25 protein-coding genes are annotated in these 24,117 nt (G+C 60.3%); 11 read left to right on the forward strand and 14 right to left on the reverse strand.

Going from position 1 to position 24,117, the window contains the following annotated elements; translation table 11 throughout:
* Nucleotides 1–1,263, reverse strand: a complete 1,263-nt coding sequence (locus tag P9A17_RS28740) for an amidohydrolase family protein (protein ID WP_278042176.1) — start codon at nucleotides 1,261–1,263, stop codon at nucleotides 1–3.
* Nucleotides 1,264–1,316: 53 nt separating this feature from the next.
* Here P9A17_RS28740 and P9A17_RS28745 point away from each other — a divergent pair, with 53 nt between their 5' ends.
* Entirely contained in the window at nucleotides 1,317–2,156 is an 840-nt protein-coding gene (locus P9A17_RS28745) for a helix-turn-helix transcriptional regulator (RefSeq protein WP_278042177.1), read from the forward strand.
* Nucleotides 2,157–2,159: 3 nt separating this feature from the next.
* Here P9A17_RS28745 and P9A17_RS28750 read toward each other — a convergent pair whose 3' ends face one another.
* Nucleotides 2,160–2,795 carry a TetR/AcrR family transcriptional regulator gene (locus tag P9A17_RS28750; RefSeq protein ID WP_278042178.1) on the reverse strand — a complete coding sequence of 212 codons (636 nt, stop codon included), beginning with the start codon at nucleotides 2,793–2,795 and terminating at the stop codon, nucleotides 2,160–2,162.
* A gap of 95 nt (nucleotides 2,796–2,890) precedes the next feature.
* Here P9A17_RS28750 and P9A17_RS28755 point away from each other — a divergent pair, with 95 nt between their 5' ends.
* Complete coding sequence (locus P9A17_RS28755) at nucleotides 2,891–3,163, forward strand: WhiB family transcriptional regulator (RefSeq protein WP_278042179.1); 273 nt, start codon at nucleotides 2,891–2,893, stop codon at nucleotides 3,161–3,163.
* Between the two features lie 5 nt (nucleotides 3,164–3,168).
* Here the strand turns inward: P9A17_RS28755 and P9A17_RS28760 are convergent, their stop codons facing one another.
* Entirely contained in the window at nucleotides 3,169–4,068 is a 900-nt protein-coding gene (locus tag P9A17_RS28760) for an alpha/beta fold hydrolase (RefSeq protein WP_278042180.1), read from the reverse strand.
* A 214-nt stretch (nucleotides 4,069–4,282) separates the two neighbouring features.
* Between P9A17_RS28760 and P9A17_RS28765 the strand changes: the two genes are divergently transcribed.
* From P9A17_RS28765 to P9A17_RS28775, 3 genes are all read left to right on the forward strand, one after another.
* Nucleotides 4,283–4,534 carry a hypothetical protein gene (locus tag P9A17_RS28765; protein ID WP_278042181.1) on the forward strand — a complete coding sequence of 84 codons (252 nt, stop codon included), beginning with the start codon at nucleotides 4,283–4,285 and terminating at the stop codon, nucleotides 4,532–4,534.
* Nucleotides 4,535–4,779: 245 nt separating this feature from the next.
* A complete protein-coding gene (locus tag P9A17_RS28770) occupies nucleotides 4,780–5,394 on the forward strand; it encodes a hypothetical protein (RefSeq protein ID WP_278042182.1) in 615 nt (204 codons plus the stop codon).
* A gap of 43 nt (nucleotides 5,395–5,437) precedes the next feature.
* The gene (locus P9A17_RS28775) at nucleotides 5,438–5,848 is read left to right on the forward strand and encodes a helix-turn-helix domain-containing protein (protein ID WP_278042183.1); all 411 of its coding nucleotides are present in this window, start codon (nucleotides 5,438–5,440) and stop codon (nucleotides 5,846–5,848) included.
* Here P9A17_RS28775 and P9A17_RS28780 read toward each other — a convergent pair.
* From P9A17_RS28780 to P9A17_RS28820, 9 genes are all read right to left on the reverse strand, one after another.
* Complete coding sequence (locus P9A17_RS28780) at nucleotides 5,830–6,324, reverse strand: hypothetical protein (protein ID WP_278042185.1); 495 nt, start codon at nucleotides 6,322–6,324, stop codon at nucleotides 5,830–5,832. The two genes, P9A17_RS28775 and P9A17_RS28780, sit on opposite strands and share 19 nt — an antisense overlap.
* Nucleotides 6,325–6,567: 243 nt before the next feature.
* Nucleotides 6,568–8,364, reverse strand: coding sequence for a DEAD/DEAH box helicase family protein (locus P9A17_RS28785; protein WP_278042186.1), 1,797 nt, complete (start codon nucleotides 8,362–8,364; stop codon nucleotides 6,568–6,570).
* A 166-nt stretch (nucleotides 8,365–8,530) separates the two neighbouring features.
* Nucleotides 8,531–8,686: a hypothetical protein gene (locus tag P9A17_RS28790; RefSeq protein ID WP_278042187.1), complete on the reverse strand. Its 156-nt coding sequence runs from the start codon at nucleotides 8,684–8,686 to the stop codon at nucleotides 8,531–8,533.
* A 91-nt stretch (nucleotides 8,687–8,777) separates the two neighbouring features.
* The gene (locus P9A17_RS28795) at nucleotides 8,778–9,815 is read right to left on the reverse strand and encodes an ImmA/IrrE family metallo-endopeptidase (protein ID WP_278042188.1); all 1,038 of its coding nucleotides are present in this window, start codon (nucleotides 9,813–9,815) and stop codon (nucleotides 8,778–8,780) included.
* Complete coding sequence (locus P9A17_RS28800) at nucleotides 9,805–10,470, reverse strand: hypothetical protein (protein WP_278042189.1); 666 nt, start codon at nucleotides 10,468–10,470, stop codon at nucleotides 9,805–9,807. The genes P9A17_RS28795 and P9A17_RS28800 overlap by 11 nt, the downstream gene beginning before the upstream one ends.
* On the reverse strand, nucleotides 10,463–11,002 hold the full coding sequence (locus P9A17_RS28805; protein WP_278042190.1) for a sigma-70 family RNA polymerase sigma factor: 540 nt from the start codon (nucleotides 11,000–11,002) through the stop codon (nucleotides 10,463–10,465). The genes P9A17_RS28800 and P9A17_RS28805 overlap by 8 nt, the downstream gene beginning before the upstream one ends.
* A 202-nt stretch (nucleotides 11,003–11,204) precedes the next feature.
* The gene (locus P9A17_RS28810) at nucleotides 11,205–13,337 is read right to left on the reverse strand and encodes a hypothetical protein (protein ID WP_278042191.1); all 2,133 of its coding nucleotides are present in this window, start codon (nucleotides 13,335–13,337) and stop codon (nucleotides 11,205–11,207) included.
* A 342-nt stretch (nucleotides 13,338–13,679) separates the two neighbouring features.
* Nucleotides 13,680–14,300, reverse strand: coding sequence for a hypothetical protein (locus P9A17_RS28815; RefSeq protein WP_278042192.1), 621 nt, complete (start codon nucleotides 14,298–14,300; stop codon nucleotides 13,680–13,682).
* Nucleotides 14,297–15,256, reverse strand: coding sequence for a NaeI family type II restriction endonuclease (locus P9A17_RS28820; protein WP_278042193.1), 960 nt, complete (start codon nucleotides 15,254–15,256; stop codon nucleotides 14,297–14,299). The genes P9A17_RS28815 and P9A17_RS28820 overlap by 4 nt, the downstream gene beginning before the upstream one ends.
* A 233-nt stretch (nucleotides 15,257–15,489) precedes the next feature.
* Between P9A17_RS28820 and P9A17_RS28825 the strand changes: the two genes are divergently transcribed.
* Complete coding sequence (locus P9A17_RS28825; RefSeq protein WP_278042194.1) at nucleotides 15,490–15,684, forward strand: YegP family protein; 195 nt, start codon at nucleotides 15,490–15,492, stop codon at nucleotides 15,682–15,684.
* An 84-nt stretch (nucleotides 15,685–15,768) separates the two neighbouring features.
* A complete protein-coding gene (locus P9A17_RS28830) occupies nucleotides 15,769–16,614 on the forward strand; it encodes an HNH endonuclease signature motif containing protein (RefSeq protein WP_278042195.1) in 846 nt (281 codons plus the stop codon).
* On the opposite strand, the gene P9A17_RS28835 is transcribed toward P9A17_RS28830, so the two are convergent.
* Nucleotides 16,611–17,606: a DNA cytosine methyltransferase gene (locus P9A17_RS28835; RefSeq protein WP_278042196.1), complete on the reverse strand. Its 996-nt coding sequence runs from the start codon at nucleotides 17,604–17,606 to the stop codon at nucleotides 16,611–16,613. The genes P9A17_RS28830 and P9A17_RS28835 overlap by 4 nt on opposite strands.
* An 85-nt stretch (nucleotides 17,607–17,691) precedes the next feature.
* On the opposite strand from P9A17_RS28835, the gene P9A17_RS28840 reads away from it, so the two are divergent.
* The 3 genes from P9A17_RS28840 (at nucleotide 17,692) to P9A17_RS28850 (ending at nucleotide 19,662) form a co-directional block, all read left to right on the forward strand.
* Entirely contained in the window at nucleotides 17,692–18,162 is a 471-nt protein-coding gene (locus P9A17_RS28840) for a very short patch repair endonuclease (protein WP_278042197.1), read from the forward strand.
* 2 nt (nucleotides 18,163–18,164) lie between these two features.
* A complete protein-coding gene (locus P9A17_RS28845) occupies nucleotides 18,165–19,241 on the forward strand; it encodes a hypothetical protein (RefSeq protein WP_278042198.1) in 1,077 nt (358 codons plus the stop codon).
* Nucleotides 19,242–19,302: 61 nt separating this feature from the next.
* Nucleotides 19,303–19,662 carry a hypothetical protein gene (locus P9A17_RS28850; RefSeq protein ID WP_278042199.1) on the forward strand — a complete coding sequence of 120 codons (360 nt, stop codon included), beginning with the start codon at nucleotides 19,303–19,305 and terminating at the stop codon, nucleotides 19,660–19,662.
* A 116-nt stretch (nucleotides 19,663–19,778) separates the two neighbouring features.
* Here the strand turns inward: P9A17_RS28850 and P9A17_RS28855 are convergent, their stop codons facing one another.
* Nucleotides 19,779–21,020 (reverse strand): hypothetical protein, encoded by a 1,242-nt coding sequence (locus P9A17_RS28855; protein ID WP_278042200.1) that lies wholly within the window; start codon nucleotides 21,018–21,020, stop codon nucleotides 19,779–19,781.
* 521 nt (nucleotides 21,021–21,541) lie between these two features.
* Between P9A17_RS28855 and P9A17_RS28860 the strand changes: the two genes are divergently transcribed.
* Nucleotides 21,542–23,857, forward strand: coding sequence for a hypothetical protein (locus P9A17_RS28860; protein WP_278042201.1), 2,316 nt, complete (start codon nucleotides 21,542–21,544; stop codon nucleotides 23,855–23,857).
* Nucleotides 23,858–24,117 lie beyond the last annotated feature (260 nt).

Below are 24,117 nucleotides of genomic sequence, written 5' to 3' on the forward strand. Positions count from 1 at the left end.
TCAGGCTCTGGCGAACTGCTTTTCGTCGTAGAGGCGGGCCCACTCGGCACGCGGCCGGATCGACACGTCGACGTCGGCGCCCTTGACGCGCAGAGCGCCCGCCGTGGCCTGCTCCTTAGGCGTGAGTTTGAACGGATCCCAGCCAAAGAACCGACAGGAATTCTCCCAGGTGATCTTGTTGATATCGGAATCCGAAGCGCCCGCAGCGTTCAGCTCGGCCAGTACCTGCTCGGGTGCGTCCGGCCAGAAACAATCCGAGTGGGGGTAGTCGCACTCCCACGCGATGATGTCGATGCCGATCTCGTGACGCAGTTTCAGAGACGTCTTGTCGGTCACGTAGCAGGCCAGCGAATGCTCGCGGAACACGTCGCTGGGCAGCTTGTCGCCGAAGTCGCGGCGGAGCCACTTCTGATTCGTGTAGTGACGATCGCTGCGATCGAGATAGAAAGGAATCCAACCGATTCCGCCTTCGGAGAAGGCGAATTTCAAGTCGGGGTAGTTGCGCATGGCCGGACCCCACAGCAGGTCCTGCGCGCACATGGCCGAGACCTGGGTGGCCAGAATGATCAGATTGTCGATCGGGGCATCCTTGGCCATCGAGATGGCGCCGAACCCGGTGCCGATGTGCAGGCACATCACCACGTTCTCTTCGGAGAGCGTGCGGAACACCGGACCCCAATAGTCCTCGTCGAAGTAGCTCGGCAGACCTTCGAGGTGCGGCAGTTCGGGCATCGTGACGGCACGACACCCCTTCGCGGCGACGCGGCGGATCTCGCGACACATCGCCTCGGGGTTCCACGTCGGAAGGATCGCGATCGGGATGAAGCGGTCCGGGTAGGACCCGGCCCACTCGTCGATGTGCCAGTCGTTGTAGGCCGACACCATGACCAGCGTCGACTCTTCCCGGTGCATGTTGAGGTGGCGGGCGGAGAATCCGGTGAACGTCGGGAAGCACATCGAGGCGAGGATGCCGTTGCGGTTCATATCGCGGACGCGCTCGTGGACGTCGTAGACGCCCGGGCGCATCTCCGCGAAGCCGGCGGGGTCACGACCCCATTCCTCAGCCGGCCAGGAGACGACGGCGTTCAGACCGCTCACTCCCTGGGGGCGCCCCTGGTACATCCACTGATCGACGCCCTTGTCGTCGGTCACGACAATCGGCGCCTCCGGCTTGTACTTCTCCGGCACGTGATTGAGGAACATGTCGGGGGGCTCGACGACGTGGTCGTCGATGCTGACCAGGATCAGGTCGTCCTTATTCATTTCTGCTCCTCGCGTGCGCGGCGTTCATTAGTTCAGTAGTACCGTCTGAAGGCGTGACCGTCTCCGCGTCTTCGGACAGACTCTTGTCCGAAGCGGCCAATGTGGCCAGGCCGGTCATCGAACTGCGCCGCGGCGGCTGCGCGCTCGGCGGCAGCTACCTGTACGAGGGCGACGCGTTGATCACCGGGTGGCACTCGCACGAGGTCCATCAGATCGAGTACGCGCTGCACGGTGTTGTCGAGGTCGAGACGGGCACCGCGCACTATCTGCTGCCGCCTCAGCAGGCGGCCTGGATCCCCGCCGGCCTTGAGCACCAGGCGGTGATGAACCCTGACGTCAAAACGGTGGCCGTGATGTTCGACAGCACGCTGATCTCCGACGGCGGGGACCGGGCACGAATTCTGGCGGTATCGCCGCTGATCCGGGAGATGATGATCTACGCGTTGCGCTGGCCCATCGACCGCGCGCGCGGTGACGAGATTTCGGACAGCTTCTTTCGCACGCTGGCGGCGCTGGTGTCCGAGGCCCTGGACCATGAGGCGCCGCTGAGCCTGCCGACGTCCGACAACCCGATCGTGGCCGCCGCGATGGATTACACCAAGCAGCACCTCGACACAGTCACGTCTGAAGACGTCAGTCGGGCCGTCTCGGTGTCCGAGCGCACGCTGCGCCGGCTCTTCGCAGACACCCTCGGGCTTTCCTGGCGGACTTATCTGCTCCACGCGCGGATGCTTCGTGCGATGGCGCTGCTCGCCGCACCCATGCAGTCGGTCCAGGAAACCGCGACCGCCGTCGGCTTCGACAGCGTGAGCTCATTCACGCGCGCGTTCGCGCACTTCTGCGGGGAGACTCCGTCGGCCTACCGCAAAAGGGTTGCCGGCAGCGCGGATTGAGCGCTAATCGGCGGCGGGGCGGCGGAACAGTCCTTCGCGCAGCAGGGAGTCGACAGCGCGCTGCCAACGCTCGAGCTGGGCCGGCGAGGTGAGCGGTTCGGCGAGGTGCCGGTCGAGATGCGCCTTGAGACTGATCGCGCCGAGCGCCAGCACCAAGCCGTTGATCGCCGCCCAGGTGATGTCGATGTCCGGGCGCACTTCGCCTCGGTCGATGCGCTGCTGCCACCGCGCGACACCGACGGCGAGCAGGGTGTCGAAGATCCTTGCGCCTACCGCACTGCCGTCGGCGAGTGCGCGTCCGACGTAGGCGGCCATGTCGGGATACTCGGAGAAGAGGTGGGTGACCCGGCTGCCGATCTCGGCCACCGAATCGACGGGAGGCTCGGGCAGCGGCCGAGACATCGTCGTCACGAGCAGGTCGACGACGTAGTCGTCGACAGCCTTGGTCAAGCCCGCTTTTGTGGCGAAGTGGTGCTGAACCAGCCCGAGCGAAACGCCCGCCCCCGCGGCGACTCCCCGCATCGTCGTCGCGGCGGCGCCGTGCTCGCCGAAGCTTCGCAGCGCGGCGGCTCGGATTCTCTCGATGTTGCGCGGTTCACCGGCGCGCAGCCGGCTGGGCTCAGGTACCACAGTGGCCACGGTAGACAACGTCACTCCCAGGCACGTTCGACAATACAGTTGTATCGCCTTTACGATACAAGCGTATCGCCGAGTACGGAAGGGAACGGGGGTCTATGTATCCGCTATCGATCGACGAGGAAATGTGGACCGCGCCGTGTACGCGTGATCCCGACCGCTGGACCAACACTGCCGATGACGGCGCCAAAGCCCTGTGCCGCGCCTGCCCCCGCCGTTGGCAGTGCGCACGGGAAGCGTGCGTGACCCCGGGCGCCGTCGGTTTGTGGGCAGGCATCGTGCTCCCCGAAGGGGGTCGCAACAGGCAGTTCGCGCTCAAACAGCTGCGATCATTGGCCGAGCGCAACGGATTCTCTGTCAACAAGCGGTGATCCGATCAGACGATCGGAGATCTGACAGCGGCGGGTGAACGCGCGTCGCTCGTTGTCGTGATGAAGTCGTCGAGCAGGTCGACGACGTCGTTCGGCTTCTCCACATGCGGAAAGTGCCCGACACCCGGGAGCACTTCCAGTCGACAACCGGGCCGGTGCTCATCGAGCGCGTAGCCGTGATCGACGGGAATGATCCGGTCCTCGTCGCCCCAGATCACCAGTAGAGGCAGTTCGGACGTCAGGTGAAGGCGATTCAGCGCACTCACCGCCTGCCCCCGATAGTCGACGACCGACCGCAGCGTGCGCAGGAACGCATGGCGGGTCTGCGCGTCCGACAGTGACGAGTACGCGCTCCACATCTCCGCGCCGCGGGGCGACTGGATGTTGGCCGCGGAGAACCACGTGCGCATCCTGTTTCCGAGCCTGACCACCGGCGGCGGCGCGATGACAGGCATCAGAAGTTCGGCACCCGCCGCCGACAGCAGCCTAAGGGTCCAGCCGACATCCTGGCCGAGACCGCCGCTGCTGATCAGCACCAACCTTCGGCAGTAGTCGGGATGCTGGTAGACGAACTGCATCGCCACACCCCCACCGAGAGACTGACCGACCACGGTCACCCGGGAGATGCCGAGTTCGTCGAGCAGGTCACGCAGCCACACCGCGAAGGCGCCGAGCGAATAGTCTCCCCGCGGCTTGGCGGAGTTGCCGTGGCCGAGCAGGTCGGGTGCGACGACGCGATACCGCTTGGACAGCTGCGGAATCACCGCCCGCCAGGTCTCGGAGCTGCCCGCCATGCCGTGCAGCAGCAGTAGCGTCTCCTGATCATCTCGGCCGGCGTCGGCGGGCCCGGCGTCCCGGTAAGCGACGCGGTCGCCGTGCAGGTTCAAATACTGCAGATCGCTCATGAGAAGTGAATCCCCCGTTGTCGGCGAATTACTCGCCATGGTCGCAGAGGACCACCGCATCCGGCGTTTGCAGTGGTCAGATCCACCACCATCGGACGCAGTGAGTGGCATCACCGGGTCTGAGCCCATTGCTTCAGGTTTCGGATATCGACGGAGGGGTAACTACCGCCTAGCCCAGCGACGTCCGGTCGCTCATCGAGAAGGAGAACCTCCCATGGCCAACATGGCCGAAGGAACCCCCACCTCGGACGATCCGTTCCACGAGACGGTCGCAACCACCGGACTCTTTCTGATCATCACGGCGATCATCGCCGTGGCATTCGCGGTCGCCAGCTGGGGGCTGTCGGAGGGCCTGATCGCATTGTTCGCCGGCGCCGTCGCGCTCGTGAGCTTCACGGCGAGCATCCTGTGCTTTACGACACAGGCCGGCGATTCGGCCCCAGCAACCACCGAAGTGTCCGCTTAGACTCTCCACGTGCACGACCATTAAAGGTCCGTGCCGTTCCTCCACAGCTGTCCACCTCCGAGCTGTCGGCGACGGCATCGGCTGCAGTCGATTGCAACCGAATCGCCGACTGCTCGGGTCCATTGCGTAAACGTTCAGTGTCGGCAATCGATTGGGTGTGCTCAACTTAATTAGCTGTGCGTAATATACGGTGACGTCAATAGCGCCGCGGTGGAACACCCAGGCACGGAATCGAAGAGGTGTGCATGGAACTGGCGGGCACCTACCTCGTCAACACCTCCGACCTCGACGAAGCCGCGACGATCCTCGGCCCCGAATACGGCCGGATGACCATCACACGCTCAGCAACCGATTCGCAGCCCTGGCTCAGGATCTGGCGCACGCTCGTCGGCTCCATGACCCTCGACGACCTCGACATGACGTCCGACGCCTGTTTCGAACTGGCCGAACCCGAGGGCATTGTGTTGTGCCGGATCCGCGCCGGAGCGGTCGAATTCCACGTCGACGACTGCCACATAGCCTTCGAGCGCGGAGATTTGGTGGCGGTCGCCGCCGACGGCGCGAAAATGATGGTCGTCATGAGAGATGCCCGCTGCGATCTCATTTCGTTCTCCCCGTCGCTTCTCGCCGAGATGGGCAAGCTGGAGGGCGCAACCCCCTGCGGGACCCCGCTCAATCGCTTTTCGGTGCCCGCCAGCCAGTCAGCCGGTCAACAGGTGGCCGACGTCATCGACCACATCCGCAGATTCATCGCCAACAATCCGCTCGTGGAACGGAAGTCGCTGGTGTCGGGAAGCGCAGCCCGCTATCTGATCGCGACGATATTGGCGGCATTCCCCGCCGAAGTGCTCGAATCGTAGGAAATGACCAAAGTTCCTGCAGCACGGCAGTTTTCGACCTTGGGTGGTGCGGATCCTGCATACTTACTGCAATCAGATCACCGCTGCTCAGCGGCTTGAGAAGATCATCAAACAAGCCGAAGAGGGCGATCGACCGCCCCGAACTGCACCGCTTCCCCGACCGAACAAGCAGTTCCGACATGATGATGTCGGTGCCATCCTGACCGCCTGGCACGACGGCAACAACATCGCAGCCATCAGCCGCACCCTCGGTTTCGACTACGGCACTGTCCGCAAGTACCTGCTCGCGGCTGGCATCGACACTCGCTCCAACCCCGCACCCGACGAGCGCGACCGCACCATCCTTGAGCTTCACGCTCAGGGCAAGACAAACCGCGAGATCGCCTCGGTTGTGGGTTGCAGTCACTCCACCGCCTGGCTGGTGATCAAGAAGAGTCAGGCGGCAACGTCGTGACTCTCGGACTTGTCGTCAGGCTGCTCCGAGGCGGACCGGTTGGCCCGGTCGGCATCAGCCAGCTCCTTGGCCAGCGCCAGCACCGCCTTGGCCAGTCGGTCGATATCCGGCTGCGGGTGCACCAACGACTTCACCGTGATAACTCGATCCTTCGATAGCCGCTTCTTCTTGCCCTTTCCCACGACGATCGGCTCAGCGACCCGCGCCTTGACGCTGGCTTCATAGGCGGCATGGGCTGCCCGAAGTTTCTTTAGGGCCCGACCGGCACGCTGCGGCAGCGACGGATGCAGCGCCGTGATTTTCTGCCGATACTCCAACAGCTCCTCGTCCGAGAACCGTTGGGTAGGCACGTAATAGTCATGCAACTCCCGCTGCTCACCGGGCCTCAGCTCAACCCAACTCGGCTGCGACTCCACCCACACCTGCTTGAGGTACCGATGCTGGGCGCAGTAGGTGGAGTGGGTGAGACGAGGCATCGTGTTGCGTGTTCAAGCTGCGCAGTGCTTCAGACCGCAAGCTCGCTTTCGATCGACGTTAGCGTTGTACGGGCGATCTTGATGAGCTGGAGGGCGCACTCGGGACAGTAGTGTGATTTCTTGCGGTCTTCCTTCACGATCAACATCTTCGCGCCCTTGGGTAGGGCGTGGTCCTTGTTGCGTCTGCAGGAGTGCGCCCTGCCAGACTCGCTGACCGTCACATTCTTCAGGAGCAATTTCTGGTTACTCATTGAAAAGTCTCGCTTCTACGGAGGCACGGATCTTGTCGAGGCTGCTGAGGACATCGGTGAGTTCAGCTGCTGAGTATTCGGAGCGTGGTTTTTTCGATCCGATGTGCTTTTTGATCTCTTTGTCGAGTTCTGACTTGGCGGTGACAAAGTTCTCGCGGCGTCGTGACTTATCGAGATCACGCCCGACGTGCGAGAGGCCATGAGAGGCCAGCAAGCTGCCAGCGATGGTTTTTACTTGCTCATCAAGTTGCTTCCTGTCGGCTTGCCGTTGCGCCTGCCGCGAGGGGGTGAGCCTGTTGAGTCGTTCATACTGCTCGGTCGTGACGCCGGCGTCCTGCAAGACTTTGAGCGCCTGCGCAATGTTGGGGTCGTTGGAAAGCAACTCGATGCTCTCGAGTTGAACGTCTTCCTGGGCGGTGATCACGGGGATTGGCTCTGCGTCGGCCCCGCGGGGTCCACCCTCACCGGTGCCGGTCCCTTCCGGTTCGACGAGATCTTCGTCTACCAAGTTCATCAAGAACTCTTGGTCAGCATCAGCGAAGTCACGGAAGTCGTTCCATACGCCCGTGATGTTTCCGCCGACGTGGAACACGACGATGCCTTCATTGAGCTCACTGTGTGGATCAGAGTCCGGGATGATCCTCATGACCCGGCCAACGAACTGCATAAATGGACTCAGGTTGGAGAAGATGCTGAAGACTGCGGCAACTGTCAGGAAGGGATGATCGAATCCTTCGCCCAGCTTGCGCACTTGGACGATCACGTCCAGTTCGTGATTATCTAGCTTCTTGTGGACGCGCTCGTTCGCCTTGCTGTCCTGCTTGCTGTGGACGAAATCGGCACGCAAACCCCGAGCGCTATACGCGGCAACGATCTGCTTGCAGTGCTCCATATTGAGCGCCGACGCGATGATCTTCAGCCGGTTTTCGCCGGTCACTTTACGACGTTGGTTGAGTTTATTGATCGACGCGTCAACGATCGTAGATAGCGTCTCTTCGGAGCTGACGATGCTGCGCCGGAAGTTCGCGTCGGTCTCACCGAGCCGACGGACTTCATCCAGCTCAACGGTTACTTCTTCTTCACCTTCACGTCGAACATATCTTAGCGATTTGGGGCTCAAACGATGGCCGGAGATCCTTTTGACGTACCCATTCTTTACTGCCTGCGAAATCGGGTAGACATAGATGATCTGACCTGCCATCAGTCTTCCGTCAGCTCGCGATGGCGTCGCGCTGACATTAATGATTCGCGCGTTTGGAAACTTCTCGCGCAGAACATCCCAGCTTTCGGCGACGTTGTGATGGGCTTCGTCGAATTGGATTAAGTCGAAGTAGTCGGGGTCAAAACCAGCAAGCCACTTATTGCCGTCACGCTGGAGCTGATGGATGTTGGTGACAACAATATCTGCGTCATCCAAATCGGTCATGTTGGTCTTTGTTCCACGGATCTCCGCCACCTCAGGGTAAGGACGGCCGCCGACGACCCCACGCTTGGAATAGAAGTAGTCGGGATCGGTCGGCGTCAGATCGTCCAACAGCTGCTTCGCGATATTGAGATTCGGTGCAATCAGCAGGGTTCGTCGTGAGCTGAGTGCGAACGGCGCGATCGCAAGGAGCCCCGATTTTCCACAACCGACCGGGAGGACGATACCGACCTCGCGCCCATCTTCAGCGTCGAAATCGTGGTTTACCAACGCGGCATAAGCAAGCTTTTGAGGTTCGCGGAGGGCAGAGTTTTTTTCTATTACGGGCGTTACAGTTTGAAACAGATTATCTTTGGTCGCGGTCATATGGTTGCCTTTATCTAAACTTCGTTGTTCTTGATACTTATTATGCGCCCGTCGTCTGGCGCTTCAAATAGTGGAGTGCCAAAATGTATAAATCACATCATGCGTTATTGCCACACAACCAGCGGGCGGAACGCCGGGCGACAGAAGTGCCGCCCGGCGCCCGGTATCACTTCTCATTCCGCACGCCCTTGTGCTGCTTTGGGCTGCCGTTGATGATGCGGCCAGTCTTCGTGTCACGCTTGAACCACGTGCCCCTACTCTTGAATTCGCTGCGAGATTTGACCGCACCGACGCGTCGGCCTTTTCCGGTGTTCTTTGCCATCGTTCCTCACCTCCATCCCGACAACCCAAGACCGCATACTCGCGGGGGTCCTCATTACGTAGTCGGGATAGCGTGCGCCAGAGTTAGGACGCTACAAGCGGCAGTCTGCGCAGAGCCCATCGACGAGAAGGTGGGGAAGATACTTCATGAAGCAACTGCCAGCGCAGAGAAACTCGCGCTTAGCGTTTCGTTCACAGCGGCATTCCCCGCACTGCGGGCAGAACGCGGCGTTGCAATTCGAGCAGGGATAACCTCGGCGTTGAAACGAGGATCCACAACAGTAGCCCTCACGAGTAGGTCTGTAGTCAAACTCGTGATCAAGCCCCGGATGAAATTGCTCTATCTGCCAAAGGTCCGAATCGCTTAAGACAGCGACGATTCGCTTCGTATCACTTGCTGCATCGACGTAAAATTCGGCTTGGGCATCCCACGGAGTCGACCATGTTAGACGTCGCGAGAGGGACGATCCGGGCGCCAAGCGAAGTAGCGGGTGGCGTCCTGGCAACACTTGGCCACGCCATGGAAACACTGTCGGCCATCCGCGGATAGGGTCTGGATTAACACTGGCGTGGGTCACTACCGCAGTGCCGCGGTCGATAATCGCAATAGCGCCAAGACCAGGAATATAGTTCGCGAGCGCAATGGCGCAGACCGGGCGGCTCGCCTGGCTAACCTCAAAAAGTTCGAAAAGGTGGCTGGCTTTGATGGGTCCGGCACCTACCACCGCTTGAGATACCGGATCAGGCAACAGCATGTGCTGTGCAATGCGATCGCACACCGTTTCAAGCAGCCGACCTGGATCTTCTTGATCAGCTATCCAGTCGATAGAGTCAGGTGAATTCTCGACGAGCCAGTGACCCAATTCATGAGCAAGGGTGAATTGCTCGCGTCGACTATAGGGGGTCGGTGCGTAAATGATGACGCCGTCCTCCATGAACGAAAGACCGTCACATGCGCCACCACCGGTTCGACTGCTCGTAAGATGATCCACTTGCCTTAGCGTCATTCCAAAATCAGCTGTCAGCACTGCGGACGGTTCAGCGGCGAAGCGAACACGAACGTCTTCCGAGACAGATGAAATCGCCCGTTCGACACAATCATTAATACTCTCGCAGGCATTATTCGTCACTGGAATGCTCGACTGCGCTGACCAATGTCTCCAACGAACTGAGCAATTGCTCGGTGTCAGGACGTTCTCCGCGGTGAACGGTTGCCATCACCCGGGTCTCTAGTGCCGCAGCCGCAACGCTAGAGGAGACACGTTGAACGACAGCCCAACGTTCCACTAATTGCTGAAACATCGGATGGCTCCGAATGCTTGCCAGGACGTCGTGGTTGGCCATTCCAGGCCGAGGTCCAACCAACCTATCGACCGACTCTCCAAGAACATCCGCGACGGCCTGGATAACGGCCGGCGGCACATCGATAGCGGACCTGGTCTCCCACCGAAATACATCTGCGACTTGAAACTCCCACCCCCGACCACGCAGTTGTTCTGCGAGCTCACTGGCGGTCAGGCCTGAACGCCGCCTCGCGAGAGCGAGTGCCTTCGAATCCAGGCTGCACTCTTCGTCCGGCACCAAGCCGAGCACGGCCGCAGCAGGATCATCAGCCAGTGGCGGCGCACCATTAGCTGACAGCCACAGGAGGTCAGCGGTGTCTACCAACGCTTCAATCTCTCTGCGTTCTTGTGCATCTAGACCAGCACCCCGCAAAATACTCTGGCGCTGCATCGGCTGCGCGATCAGCTCTGTCAACAACCGATCACGCTCCACTTCATCCACGGCTTCCTCCCTCCCTTCCATCCATCTCTGCTCGTAGCAGCTTTATTGCACGACCGAAGATTTGACTTACACGCGGCGGGCTCACTCCGAGGTGAGCCGCAACCTCATCCCTGGAGTGCCCCAGAGCTGCGATCTCCCATACGACTTTTCGTTCGCGATCCCCTAGAACTGCCAAGCAGTCCCAGGCGATTGCAGCCTGCTCTGCATCATCAAGCCGGGAGGCGACGTCTTCGGCAACATCTGTGTCGTCACTTTGGTCGTGCAGTTCTTGATCTAGTTCGGGCCCAGCATGCTGGACAGCCGCCGAACGAAGAATGTCGAGGGCCTTCCTTTTTGCGGCGGTTACAAGGAATGCCTCCCAGTTCCCGACATTTTCCGGCGGAGAAGCCAGGATCGAGACCACGGCGTCACTAACAGCGTCGGCTGCCTGTGCTTCGAGACCGCGATCCCGGAGCACCGAAGCAGCGACCCTATACATAGCATCTCGATGGCGAAGATATAGAGCTGCCAGATCGGGGGGTGCCGATGTCATGAGCACCTCCTATCAGCCAGCGCGCCGCTAATTGACACTAAGGTATTTCGTCTGACCGAGGACCTCACCATCATTCCCTCTGCATTGCAGTCGGGACAGCTTGAATTTGGGTTAGCCGGCGAACGCTGGATCGAGCAGCGCCCCCTGTGCCCATCAGGGCCGTTGGCCATTTCGATCACGTTAGTGTGGGAAAGGCGAGCCATCATGCATCGACCTCATCCGTGTAGTCATCACCGAGTTCCTCGAAATCTGCGTCGTCGACGATGGACTCTTCGGCGGGCTCCCACCCGACCACAGCTGTGAATACCGCCTGTAACGGATCCCTCGCCGATTCCCATTCCGCATGCGTAGCGAACACGGAGAGGTCGGGCCTGTCTTTGAGCAGGTTGGCGATCTCATTCCGCATGTTGGCTAACGTTTCCGCAGCGGAGGTCATGCGGTACCTCAAGCCGACCATGCGGTCATGGTCGTCCTCAGCCGGCTGCTGGTCGTCGGATGAATCATCGTCTGGCTGACGCAGCCCGGCTATGTCGCGGACACGGTCGAAACTGAGGCGCTCGCCTTCCTCCGTCACCTCAACGCCTACCTCCGGGTGGGAACGCTGGGGGAACCGTATGCGGTAGGCGTCGTCGGGAATCTCCGAGGTCTTCGTGTACGAATTCACCGCTTGGCGCTTGCTGCGGAAGCTGTCAGCCGCGTGAGCAAGCAACCATAAGCCGCGGTGCGTACTGGCGAGCGCCTCGATCACAAGTGGGGGTTGGCTCCGCCTATACCCGCCCTCTGCCGTGGAGCCGGAGGCTGCAAGAATCTGCCCGTCGGCTACGAGCGCGGTACCACCTGCAACTTGGAGAGTCGCGACGGCCGCACTGTACAAAGGGTCCTGTTTGTCGAGTGCGATTTCTACCAAATCGGCGAACCGCCGCGGAAACAGCGGCGACCAAGAAGTACCGATCAAAGAATGCGGAATAGGCCCGCCGGCGGCCCACGCGCGCTGTGCATTCCCGTAGGAAACTGGCTTCCAAGCTGACCAGCCGCGATTGATCAGATTGAAGATTCTGTCAGCGTAGGCGCGTTTATGAATCTGCGGCTCTCCCAGAAGATTTCGCAGATTTCGTTTGATGACGCTGAAAGCTTCTGGCTGGGTCAGTTCAGCGGCCAGCCAAAGCGCCCGCGCAAGACCCGGATCGATCTGACAGTCTCCGCTGCCATCACCCGAATCCATCAGTTCAACAAAATCGAACCGAAAGTCTTCGATGCCGGTGGCAACTTCCGCCACCGTCTGCGAGAGACTTCCCTCCGCGGCCGCCCTCTGCACGGCATGAGTACCGGCGTTGGCCCCAATTGCGCTGGGCGCCCATGCTTTCGAGAGACTGTGCTGCTGGTCCACGGCGGAGTTGACAGCATCTGGAAACTCGAATGGGCGTGCGTCGCCCGTCAGAGGAGATCCCACCCGACGGAAACTCACAATGATGCTGGCTGGCAGGCGGAGCGTCTGCCCGTACCGTGTCAGGTCAGGATCACTGGTGTCGCCTGCAGCAGCTTGATATTTGCCGCGCAGGCTACTAAATGTCTCCGTCCGACCCTTTCGATAGGCCCCCGATACCCCGTCCGTGCCGCCAGAACCCTTCTTGCTCAACAGCATATTAACGACGGCCCCCGGTAGCTGAGCGCTCGTGACCTCGCCGCCCAACATGGCCCACCAAGACATCACCACCCGGGTAAGGCCATCAACTACCACCAGAACGTCGATCTCTTCGTCTGAGTCTGCGATGACGATCGTTGCGGCGTAACTCAATACGGGTTGGGAAACCCCGTGCGAGAGAATGGATCCACGCAGATCTCGACCAGCCTTGAGTGTTCCTGCAATTGCGTTCTTGGTGTACTCGCGCAGATGCGCATGGCTCTGAAACTCGACAATCATGGCGGCGCCAGCATTACCGTTCTGGTCCACAACTCCGTAGGTCCTCGGTGGCGCCAGAACTGAAGGGACATCGGCAGTGCGCGGCTGGATCAGTGGAAATAGGAAAGGTAAGCTAACGTCCGCACGCAGGAACGTAAGCGCGGACTCGCCAGCGAATTGCTCGGTCAGCCCCCCTGCTTGTGCCGTCGAGATTGCCGCGGCGGGATCGGCTACGGCGTGTGCAATTGACCAGCAGTCATTTTTCGACAAACGATTCCAGTGTTTTGCGCCGTAGCTGACCAATTTGCGCCGTTCGCCGAGATCGGGCTCCGGAATGGACTGTCGAAGGTTTACGACCTGGACGCGCGAGTCTTCCTTTGCGCCTTTGAAAGGCACGGTTACTTCGTAAGGATCGAAGATTGTCATGACAACCATTCACAGCAGACCTTGCCGTTACCCCGAACACCTGTCGAGTGGCTCAGCTGTTAAGTCAGCTGCCGCGGCGCTACCTTCTTCCGCGGAACACCGACGCGAACCCCAGCAGTGTTGGTATCTTCCGCGTCCCCGAGCGACCCACATCTGGTGGATCCTGGTTCGGTTTCAGTAAGGCAGACGAACTGCCAGCAAGAACCGTGGCCTTGCCCAACACCCCGCTGCACGCGAAAGTGATGATTCAGCGTATCAGACGTCACACGGCCTGTACGCACTTCAAGCTGCGAGCGTGTTAGCCAGCCGAGAACCGGGCGGTGGTCCTTATGCCGAAGTCGCACCTACTGCTCAACCGGTTCGCATCAGATTGGTCGCCAGCAACATTAAGTTCGTGATCGAGCCCCCTTGGACGACAAGAAGATCTTGTCGAGCCGGGTCAATGTCGAATACGCAACCCGCCTGTCTTGCAGGCGTTTCGAGAGCTCGTGCGTGAGGCTCATCGGTCGCGAACAGCACGACCGGTCGGTCGGACCAAGGATGCGAACCGGCGTGTCCGCGACAGCTCGCTGCGGGTACAAATCCACTGGCAGCCAGAGCGAATACGGCGCCGGCGACGCCCAACTCCAGGCCGCCAAGCGGTGCAAGGTCCAGCTCATTGAGGACGGGCCGAATGATCGACAGTTCGTGAGGTGCCGCATCGAGATCTTCCTCGTCTGGATCCCACTGCTCGATACATTGGGCGAGGCGCTCGAAGTCCCCAGCAGTGGACGCCAAGCTATCAACCAGGGTCACTAGTGCCTGTTCTTGATCGATTATCTCCAGCGCCTCCGAACGCGGAATATCAGCAATCAGCCATACATCGCGAAAGAAACCAATCCCTTCCTCGTCCATGTCGTCCGCATCGGGCATCCAGAAAGTCGCTTCGCTCGGTATCCGCCAGTCGCCCGAGATGAAGGTATCCGGAATCATCTGTTCCCCCTACCGACTTCCGGTGCCGGCACTATCTCATCTCCGGACCGTGCGACCGCCCACACGTCGCCCGCGACCTCTGCTACCGGGTCATCGCGGTGCGGTTGCGCTGGAATCACACGGGCCGCAACCAATTCACCTTTCCGAGGCACAGGCAAACCCAGTGCGCGCGCCACGAGTGGATCATTCTCCTGATGCCCTAGGACGAGAATCCCCTCCGCGCGCAGCGCACTCCGCGCGCCGCCGTTCCCGCGGGCTCGTTTCATGAAATCGTCCTGCTGGGCAACGGTTGCGAGTTCGGCCCTACGAACGATCTGGCCGTGTACCCGCCGGAACAACTCGTTGACCCGCGCTTGACCATGTTGCGAACCGCGTGCTGATTTCGCGGCGAATATGGCATCCCGCGTCACAGCGTCAAGTTGATGAAACAGGTTAGGCGCCAACCCGGGATGATCAACCCATAACCGACGAATCCGGCCGCGGCCTACCAGTGACAGCGACGTCTTCGCATCGCGGTTCTGCGTACCGCGGGTGTTCTCCGGCGTCACCCGCAGCAGTCCGGCCTGCCATGCTGAGGACTCATCGTTGGCGCTCACGAGCAGTGCGATCTCGCCAATCACCTCGGGCGGCAGCATCCAGCCGAAGGGCTTCATCGAGTACTTGCAGTCGACCTCGACGTCAGCGATCCGGTAGTCGGTCTTGTCGCCGTCCTCAAAATCAAACTCGCGGTGCAGGTTGATCTCGACGAGTGTCCCCATGTGGGTCTTCTCCGTCTTGTGCAGATCAGCGAAGTTCCATCGGCCTGTGTGCTGGCCGTCGTAGAGCTGGTCGAAGGTATCGCGTATAACGGTGGCCACCCGGTCGCCAGTCGGATCAAGGCGGTAGAGCGCTGCCTCGACGGCGTCGAGATCTGGATCTGCGCCGCGCGGCGGCGCATCAGCGAACGGAACGGTCATGGTGGCCCCCCCACTACAACTGTGAACTGGCTGGGGGCAGGCTATTCCACGCATCCGACAGATATCGGCAACTGGCAGCGCGCGTCGCGGTGTCAGCGCACTCTGCACAAGACTGCCCAGGGTGCTTATGTCCGAACCTGGCCGCTTGGCGGCGTCACTCCGCTGTCGGTTGTTGCTGCTACACCGGTATGCGAACGGCTGCAGCAGGACAGTCGCCAACCAAGGAGCACAGCATGGCCAGCGACGAAAGCCGCTTCGTCATCCGAAAAAGTTCGGACGAGCAGTACTACTTTTTCCTGAGGGCCCGCAACGGCGAGATCCTCGTGACAAGCGAGATGTACAAACAAAAGGCCGGTGCGGAGAATGGGATCCGGGCCGTCAAGGAGGTTGCTCCCGATGCTCAAATCATCGACGTGAGCGATAGTTGATCGACCCAACACCCCGGGAAGACACCCGCGACTTCGAGTCGAGTCAATCAAGGGTTCGTCGGTATAGACCGATACCCTGCGGCAATGACTGACGGAGCACTTCCGCTGCCGGCGCCCGATAGCGACGAACTCGCTGCGATACCGCTATCTGCCGAACTTCGCAGCATCTATCGCTTCCTGCACGAGCGTCGCGACGATCCCCCCACAAAGGCCGAGATCATCGACCACCTGGGCGAGTTGTCGGGCGAAACGCACTCGCAGCGGGATCGACGGTTGCGGGAACTGTATCCGTACTTCCGGATCGATAAGACACGAGGGCGCAGGCCTCGCTACATCCTCGTGTCACGAAAGCCGCCGCTAGTTGGCAACCAGCCGATCAGTAGAAAGACACGTGCTCAGGTGCTCCAGCCGCAACGGTGCGCCATGTGTGGAGCGAGGCCCCTCCAAGACGGCATCAAATTGGTTGTCGATCACAAGATCCCGCAGGAGTGGGGCGGAACGAACGACATCGAGAACCTCCAGCCGCTGTGCGAAGAGTGCAATGGCGGCAAGAAGGATCACTTCCGAACCTATGACGAATTCGCCGAGCAGATTCGCCAGGCGGCAACCTACGACGAACCGCAACGCCGCATCGGCGAGCTGTTCCTCGCATTCGGCGTCGGCGTCGAAGTGCGCTCGGATGTGCTCGAGACTGTCGCCAGCGCCAAGGAGTACCAGGAGGATTGGCAACGTCGCATGCGTGACCTGCGCTTCATTGGCTGGGACTACGAGCACCGAAAAAAGAAGGAAGGCGGGCGCGTCCGTACGTACTACCGCCTGACGAAATCGGCACCGTGGCCGCCCAACATCATCGCCGCGATCCAAGCGGAAGCCGCGAGGCGCGGCCAGAAATCGAGCCTCGACGCTGAGGAAGCGCCAGAGGATGTCTAAGCGCTGGCGAGGGCACGCAGTGTGCTGCCGCTCCGCCGTCGACGCACCGCCTTACCTGTAATTGCTGAACGGATTTGCAGCCCGACAGCCTCAGCCACCGGTGGCGGGAACGCATTCCCGATCTGTCGGTAGGCCGCCGTCTTGCGGCCGAAGAAATGCCAGTAGGACGGGAAGCCCTGAATTGCCGCCGCCATTTCCAGCGTGAGGCGAGGCGTGTGGCCGATCGGCGTCAGCTCATCGGGCCCCTGATTTGCGAGCCCCTTACCGTCCACACCGAGCTCCAGCCATGCCGCGCGAGCACGCGTCGGCCCGAGGTCCGGTCCCCCGTGCTTGCGTGAGCCGCCGACAATCGTCGGCCCAATGCCCTGGGCACGTTCCGCCCACTCCTCAGCACCAGGCCAGCCGTCGCGAGCCATCAGCGGAAGGAGAACATCGCCGACCGTCGGCGGCGTGCCGATCGGTGCAGGCCACTTGAAGCGATCGAAGTACTCGGGCTTCGCCGCGACCAGGATGAATCGGGGGCGCAGTTGCGGGACACCGAACTCACTGGCATTCAGCACCTGCCAATCCGACCGATACCCGAGTTCCTCGAGCTTGCCGCGAATCGAATTGCGGTACGTCTGAAACTTCACGGTCGACAAGCCGCGGACGTTCTCCAGCATGACCGCTTTGGGCTGCGCTTCCTCAACGAGCCGTAGGGCCTCGGGAAACAGGTCTCGTTCATCATCTTCGCCGAGCTGTTTCCCGGCGATCGAGAAAGGAGGGCAGGGCACGCCGCCGGCAAGAAGGTCAATTCCGCGGTAGTCGCGACCATCGATGTCCCGGACATCACCCTCGTAGACGTTCCACTTGGGCTGGTTCAGTCGCAGCGTCTGGCAGGCGTCGGGCTCTATTTCGACGGCAAGTTCGTGATTGAACCCCGCAAGGTGAAGACCGAGCGACTGACCGCCGGCCCCCGCGCAGATCTCCAAGCAACTCAGGCCCGCCGCCATGACACCTCCCAATCGAACATTTGTTCGACGAATCTACTGACGTGCACCACCCGCGGTCAAGCCGCTTCGGAAGTACCGTAGTCGGGTGCCCGCCGCTGACCGTGCCACCACGCCGGCGGCCGCCAGAGATGCCGCCTACGTCACCACCCCGGGCCGATCGCGGAATATGGCGGCTATCCGCCGAGTCAACACGAAGCCAGAAATCGCACTCCGCTCCGCACTTCACCGCGAGGGCTGCCGCTTCCGCAAGGACTACGCGGTGCGCATCAACGGGAAGCTTATCCGGCCCGACATCGCGTTCCCGAAGCGAAAGGTCGCCATCTTCATCGACGGCTGCTTCTGGCACTGCTGTCCTGATCACGGTCGGCAGCCCAGCGTGAACGGCGAGTACTGGTCGCCAAAGCTTGCCGGCAACGTGGAACGCGACGAGCGGCAGACGAGTGCGCTCGAACAAGCGGGCTGGCGTGTGGTCAGGTTCTGGGAGCACGAGTCCGTTGACCAGATGGTCAAGTCGGTCATCGGTCTGCTGCAATCAGCACCACGGGCTTCGGGGTAAGCATGAAAGAGGAATCTGAATTTCCAAGTCCGCTCATCGAGCGACCGATTACATTCAACTATGGCTACCGGATGCGCTGTCCCACAGGCCATTTAACGCTCATTACGGCCGAGCAGTTCGATGCAAGCGCCGACACTCCGTGTGGCACTTGCGGCGAAACCCTCGCGCTATCGGCCGAGAACATCGTAGTCCGGGATCCCGATGACCCTGCGCTGGCTCCAGAGGGCATCAGCAGTCTCGTGTGGTATCACACGTCAACACACGCGAACTGGCCTCCGCCAGACTACGCAGAAAGTATCGCAATCTTCCTCGCACCATCCAGAGCCGTGCTGCCACCTGAGGTATTTGCCGACATGCTGCAACGCGAGCAGACCAAGGCGCTCCACGTTGGAACGTACGAGTCGACAATCGAAAACATGTTTCGGCGCCGCCAATTTCAGGATGATACTGAAAGCCAGTTCTATCTTTACAGGGTTATGCTCAACCTTAGCGCCGACGAGATAGACCCTGAAATTCGCCACGAGAGTCATGACGAAGCAAGCCAGCTAACCCTCGACGACCTCGGAAAGTGGAAGGCCGTTCGGTACGTCAACGTTGAGGAGTCGCCGGGCTCGATATCGCTAGCCATTAACCCGAACGCGATTGCGGCTGTCCAGATGATCCCGCTGCCCGCGATATCACTCGGACCGAGCACCGAACCCGAAATCGTCCGACTTGCAGAGCAACTCGACGACGAGCTACGGGATATCGGTGCACAGCTCGACCAACTGCCGGAGCACGATTTCACTACCTCAGTACTACTGCGACGAGCCAACGACGAACAGGCGCTTCGCAGGGAAGTGCTCTCGTCGCGCCGGTATGAAATATGGCAACAGTTCAGATCGGAACTAGTTAAAACCTACCTGCCGGGCGTTAATCCCAGTGTGCAGGAGAACTTTATCGATGTGCTCGGTATCAACTGGGATGAATCGCTCGCGTTCTTCCATGATAGGTTTCGCGCCGAAGCCGCCGTTATTATCAATGGGCAGAGGATAGTTGACGCCTTGGCGGGTCAACCCTGGCTACCTCGCCATCCATGAAGGCGATCCACCCACGCAGACCCCTTTGCCTAGCAGTCAAGGTTAGGTAACCTAAAGAGTGATGGAGCGTCACGGCCAACCACTACTTCCACCTGAAGGTGAACCGCACAATACCCGCGGTGCGGATGACGCAGGGCCTATCGAATGGACAAGTGAGAAAGTTCGTTCAGATATCGCGGCAGATCCCGATGTCTCGCTGCTCGCTTCAGGTTTCATCGGCAACGTTCCCGTTGCAACCGCTGCAGCCTTTCGCAGCTACGTAGAGAACTGGATGATGGGGTCGGGTACGGTCACCGAGGCGGATGGCGCCTTGATTCATGACTCCTATACCGAGCGCTTCATTTTCCCTGTTGTCGGCATGGTCGGTGCCGAACCTGTCTACGCGCTCGAGGGATACGGCACTTTTGAGCGAACTTTGTGACGGCTAGGCCGACTCGTCAGCCGTAGGAAGCGATTCGTCAGTCAACTAGTAGAAGTTACGCCCTCCTCAAGATCGAATTCGATTTCAAGACAGCGCCATTCGGGAACTGACTATTGTCACTCTTTCGGATCAGACGCCTCGACGACAGGCGCTGCTGCCGCTTCCGAATTCATTCGCTTGCGCTTCGAACGCTCGACGGCCCACGCCTCCGCCCGCCGCCGTATGGGCCGCAGCGAGTACACCACGGCGCTTCCCGCAACAGCCGCGACTGCCAGCGGAAGCACAACTCCGCTACCGGCGGCAGTAGCCGCAGTTCCGGCCAGAACCCCACCCCCGGCAGCGACCGACTTCAACCCAGTGACAACGCCCGCCGTCGCGGCGATCCCCGCTGCATAACTTGCACTCTGCTCAACCGCATCGAGTCCCCGACGCGAAGCGAACTCGTGGCTCCCCATCTCTTTCCGGTACAACCGAGACGCATCGGAAGCGGCCCCCATCGCCATACCCGTGAGGGCCGAGACACCGGCTTTCTGCGTGAACTGGCGCGTGGGACTGACTGCCCACTTTCCACTGCGCGACAGTTGTCGCAGGCCGGCATTACCGCGGCGCTTGATCGCCGCAGTGGAAATCTCCGACGCCTCCACCCGCATGCGGCCTGCGACGCGCGTCGTCGCTCGTCTCGCTTGATCCTTTGGCAGCCGCAAGGTGGCGCGAGTCGCTGACCCCGCCTTGCGGGCGTTCAACTTGTCCGCTGCCTTCACGACGCCGGAGGCGCTCAGCTTGTGCTGGATGCCTCCGGCAAAGCGCCGATTGATAAAACGACTGGCATCGTATCCAGGGGCATGTGCCTTGCCCCGCAGTTGAAGGACACGGCGCATAGGAAGGTTCTTCAGGTTGTACGCCCGGACATCAATCTGCTCGAAGAAGTGCCCGCGAAACTGCCCGAGCGCGCCAGACTTTCCGTCTGGCCCCGCCTGGTCAAGCGTCTGTCGAGCAATTCGTTTGAGCCACTGACTATCTGCGCCCGCGACCGGGATTCTCCGGATTCGCTCCAGAACGACACGAGCATCTCGTGCCTGGCTAAGCAACCATCGCGCTCTCGTGCCGGCCACGGCAGAAGCAACCGCGCCCGCGTTACCGGCGACCGCGGGCGGGGGGATGTCATCATCCGCATCGGCGAGCCGCGTCAGCAATACATCGAGGGGTTGCAAACCATCCGCCACTTCACGCAGGACCGCGATGTCCTCTGGCGTGGGCAGCCAGCCAGCGGCTAACGGAGCCGCGGTGAGCTGCACGATGGCCGACTGCCCATGCGGCGGAAGTAACTCGACAACCGCCTGCCATTCGGTTGGTCCCATAAACCTCTCCCCAGATCATGATCCCCATGTCGAGCGAAGTCTCTCACCCGGTCAGACCGCCATGACGCGAACGTCCCGAAGCTGTCGTCGAGGTGCGCGGATGACCGGCAGCTTCGTGGCCAATTGACCACGACAAGGCCCACTGGCACAGGGAAACCCGCCCCCTCGGCGATACGGGGCTACCTCAGCACGCCCAGCAAATGCAAGATTCAACTCGCGCACCCAGCACGAACCTCCACCGACATCATTCATGAACAGTCGTAGCCAGGCGTGTAGTGCCACTAGATAACTAGAACTGCGAACATGCTGTGAGTGAGCTGCGAGCCCATTGATCTTGTATGTGCCACCAAACAACCTCGTTGACAGCGCAAAATGTTCCTGTACTGCAAGTACGGTTCTCGTCCACTGCGCTATGCCGTTTGAGCTGACACACCCTTGCGCATCTGCTATAACCTACTTTTGACAGTGTCGATAGTTTGCTAAAAACGCATCGACAGGTATTGCTGTACGGGGGGATCGTAATGGCAGGGAAGCATTCTGCACGTCGTTCACGCCAGAAGAAATCACGCCGCACGGTGCCGTACAGCTGGCTAGGTGCTGGCGTCATCGGGCTCGGGGTGGGAGCAGCACTTGCGTCTGGAGCGGGTATTGCCTACGCCGACGACGCTAGCGATTCGCCTGGGCCGACGACTTCATCCGCTAGTAGCCCCGGCGAACGAGCGACTTCCGCCACTGGCTCGACTTCCGAATCAGCACAACATCCGTCGCGAGGGCACAAGCGGTCGAAATCACGAGACAACGACGATCCAACCGACGCGTCTGACTCGCCTAGTTCGTCGCCGATCGCCGATGATTCCTCTGACACCGAAGATGTCGCACCGCAGGATGCCGACAAAACGGCGGAACCTAAGGGTTCATCGCCGGCACCTGGCGACACGACCGACAGTGAAGATGCCCTCCTGGAAGTAGGCGACGGCGATTACAGATTGGAAGCTGACCAGAGTGCGTACCACCTTGTGTCCGAAAGCGTCTCGTCCAACAAGAAGTCCGACGACACTACCGCCGACACGCCAACCCAGGTACTAGTTGCCACCGCCTTATCCCCGGGCGGATCCGTATCGTTGGCCGCGGCGCCGCCAGAAAGCATTCCGACGACGGTTCAACCGATAGTCCCTCCGGGATCGTTGGGCTCGTATGCCGATCTCCCCTACCCATCGTGGGTACACGGTTCTAGTTGGTACACCGGCTCTCCAAACGGCTTCGAGCAAGTTGCACGCGTAAGTACCTTTAACGACGAGCAGTACCTCGGCGTGTACAAGGGTGAGGTCACCCGCCCGATCGATGACCCTGACCCGCGCGCCGTTTACGTCGTGGAAGTTCTGGACGACTATCTCCGATATTGGGACCCCGTGGCGCTCAGAATACCGCCGGAAAAAAGAGACATATTGTCTATGACACGATTAAACCCCGGCGAAACAATCTCCGTCCAGGAACGCCGAGTAACCATCTATCATTACCCGGAAGGGTGGGGTAATACTGATCCGAGTACTTACAACTCAACAATTGCAGATCAAATTACAAATTTGTTTATAGTATGGATGGACGAGGACACAACAGCTCCGACAGCGCCCAACATCACCACTACGCACAGAACAACGACCACAGTTGATCTGAAGATTTCAGGCGGAACAGACGATGTCGGAATCGTCGCCTATGAAATTTTCCGAAACGGCGGTTTGATTCGCATTGTCGGTGTCGAAGATCCCGACCTCGGTGCGACCTACACTGATACGTTACTTGACCCGGCCACAACATATCTCTACACGGCGCGAGCCAGGGACCTGGCCGGAAATGAAAGCCCTGACAGCGAACCTCCGCTGTCTGTCACTACGAATGTTGATCCCGACGCCCCGCCCGACGTAACTCCGCCGACAGCGCCTGACATCGCCTCGACGGATCGGACCGTTGAAACGGTCGAACTCGTTGTTTCCGGCGCCACCGACGACGTTGGAGTCGTCGCCTATAAGATTTTCCGAGACGGGTCATTTCTCACCATCGTGAGTCCCGGCGAAAAATTCACTGACACTTTGCTGAGCGCGGCCACCAGCTACACCTACACTGCGCGTGCCCGCGATCTCGCGGGCAACGAAAGCCCTGACAGCGCTTCGCTCGTCGTCACGACGCTGGGCGCCCCAATACTGGATGTCTCGGCCCCTAGTGCGCCCAACATCACCACTACCGACCGGACCACCACAACAGTCGATCTGCTGGTCTCGGGCGGCGAAGATAATATTGGAATCGTCGCTTATAAGATTTTCCGCGATGGAGCGTTAATTACAATTGTGAACGTTGGCCAGGCGTATACCGACACGGGCCTCGTCTCTGAAGCGACCTATCGCTACACGGCACGCGCCGTGGACGCAGCCGGAAATGAGAGCCTCGACAGCACCCCTCCGCTGATCGTCACAACAAACACCGACCCCAGCCCGGGCCTCAATTATGGTTGTGATTCCACCCACTCGTGTCCGCCGCCGAATGGAAAAACTGAGACCTTCCTGGAAGATCTCAGCGACTTCGTCGACAGATTCACCTTCTCGCTAACTGCCACCAATCCAGTCCTTGGCTATCTGTTTGACATCACGGTGGGAACGTACGTCGGCATCCTCAACACCGCGTTCGATATCCTGCAGAACCTAGCGGCGATCGCGCGTGGTGATTCAACCGACATTCACGACGAGGTCGATGATCTGATAAGCGACCTTGTCGGGACGATACCGGGCTCAAGTATCGTTCATGGAGGCCTCTTACTCGACGGGCACGAATGGCCATGGCTGTAGTGCCTTGTGATGGCTCCCGGGATCAACTCCATTCTGTCGTTGATAGCTTCCCAGGCTCGATCAAGTCATGCTCGCATAGCAGATCCCGACCGTTTTCATGAGTTGATAGCGTCTTCGAGCCGATAGATATCCTCGTCGAGAGCTGAGCAACGACATTAGGCGAAGGAGTACGCAGATAACCCGTGAGAATCCCACCCCAAAGCGTCGCGGATGATCTTCGACTTGAACTATTTGGGTCGCGATCGCCGGCGTCAGCGGGC

Source organism: Mycobacterium sp. 236(2023), assembly GCF_029623955.1.
Classification (GTDB): Bacteria; Actinomycetota; Actinomycetes; order Mycobacteriales; family Mycobacteriaceae; genus Mycobacterium.

What these genes read in the sequence shown, in the direction of transcription:
- P9A17_RS28740 (WP_278042176.1), bottom strand. Translation starts at nt 1,263, where the DNA reads ATGAATAAGGACGACCTGATCCTGGTCAGCATCGACGACCACGTCGTC.
- P9A17_RS28755 (WP_278042179.1), top strand. Translation starts at nt 2,891, where the DNA reads ATGTATCCGCTATCGATCGACGAGGAAATGTGGACCGCGCCGTGTACG.
- P9A17_RS28760 (WP_278042180.1), bottom strand. Translation starts at nt 4,068, where the DNA reads ATGAGCGATCTGCAGTATTTGAACCTGCACGGCGACCGCGTCGCTTAC.
- P9A17_RS28765 (WP_278042181.1), top strand. Translation starts at nt 4,283, where the DNA reads ATGGCCAACATGGCCGAAGGAACCCCCACCTCGGACGATCCGTTCCAC.
- P9A17_RS28770 (WP_278042182.1), top strand. Translation starts at nt 4,780, where the DNA reads ATGGAACTGGCGGGCACCTACCTCGTCAACACCTCCGACCTCGACGAA.
- P9A17_RS28780 (WP_278042185.1), bottom strand. Translation starts at nt 6,324, where the DNA reads ATGCCTCGTCTCACCCACTCCACCTACTGCGCCCAGCATCGGTACCTC.
- P9A17_RS28785 (WP_278042186.1), bottom strand. Translation starts at nt 8,364, where the DNA reads ATGACCGCGACCAAAGATAATCTGTTTCAAACTGTAACGCCCGTAATA.
- P9A17_RS28790 (WP_278042187.1), bottom strand. Translation starts at nt 8,686, where the DNA reads ATGGCAAAGAACACCGGAAAAGGCCGACGCGTCGGTGCGGTCAAATCT.
- P9A17_RS28805 (WP_278042190.1), bottom strand. Translation starts at nt 11,002, where the DNA reads ATGACATCGGCACCCCCCGATCTGGCAGCTCTATATCTTCGCCATCGA.
- P9A17_RS28810 (WP_278042191.1), bottom strand. Translation starts at nt 13,337, where the DNA reads ATGGTTGTCATGACAATCTTCGATCCTTACGAAGTAACCGTGCCTTTC.
- P9A17_RS28815 (WP_278042192.1), bottom strand. Translation starts at nt 14,300, where the DNA reads ATGATTCCGGATACCTTCATCTCGGGCGACTGGCGGATACCGAGCGAA.
- P9A17_RS28820 (WP_278042193.1), bottom strand. Translation starts at nt 15,256, where the DNA reads ATGACCGTTCCGTTCGCTGATGCGCCGCCGCGCGGCGCAGATCCAGAT.
- P9A17_RS28825 (WP_278042194.1), top strand. Translation starts at nt 15,490, where the DNA reads ATGGCCAGCGACGAAAGCCGCTTCGTCATCCGAAAAAGTTCGGACGAG.
- P9A17_RS28830 (WP_278042195.1), top strand. Translation starts at nt 15,769, where the DNA reads ATGACTGACGGAGCACTTCCGCTGCCGGCGCCCGATAGCGACGAACTC.
- P9A17_RS28835 (WP_278042196.1), bottom strand. Translation starts at nt 17,606, where the DNA reads ATGGCGGCGGGCCTGAGTTGCTTGGAGATCTGCGCGGGGGCCGGCGGT.
- P9A17_RS28845 (WP_278042198.1), top strand. Translation starts at nt 18,165, where the DNA reads ATGAAAGAGGAATCTGAATTTCCAAGTCCGCTCATCGAGCGACCGATT.
- P9A17_RS28850 (WP_278042199.1), top strand. Translation starts at nt 19,303, where the DNA reads ATGGAGCGTCACGGCCAACCACTACTTCCACCTGAAGGTGAACCGCAC.
- P9A17_RS28855 (WP_278042200.1), bottom strand. Translation starts at nt 21,020, where the DNA reads ATGGGACCAACCGAATGGCAGGCGGTTGTCGAGTTACTTCCGCCGCAT.
- P9A17_RS28860 (WP_278042201.1), top strand. Translation starts at nt 21,542, where the DNA reads ATGGCAGGGAAGCATTCTGCACGTCGTTCACGCCAGAAGAAATCACGC.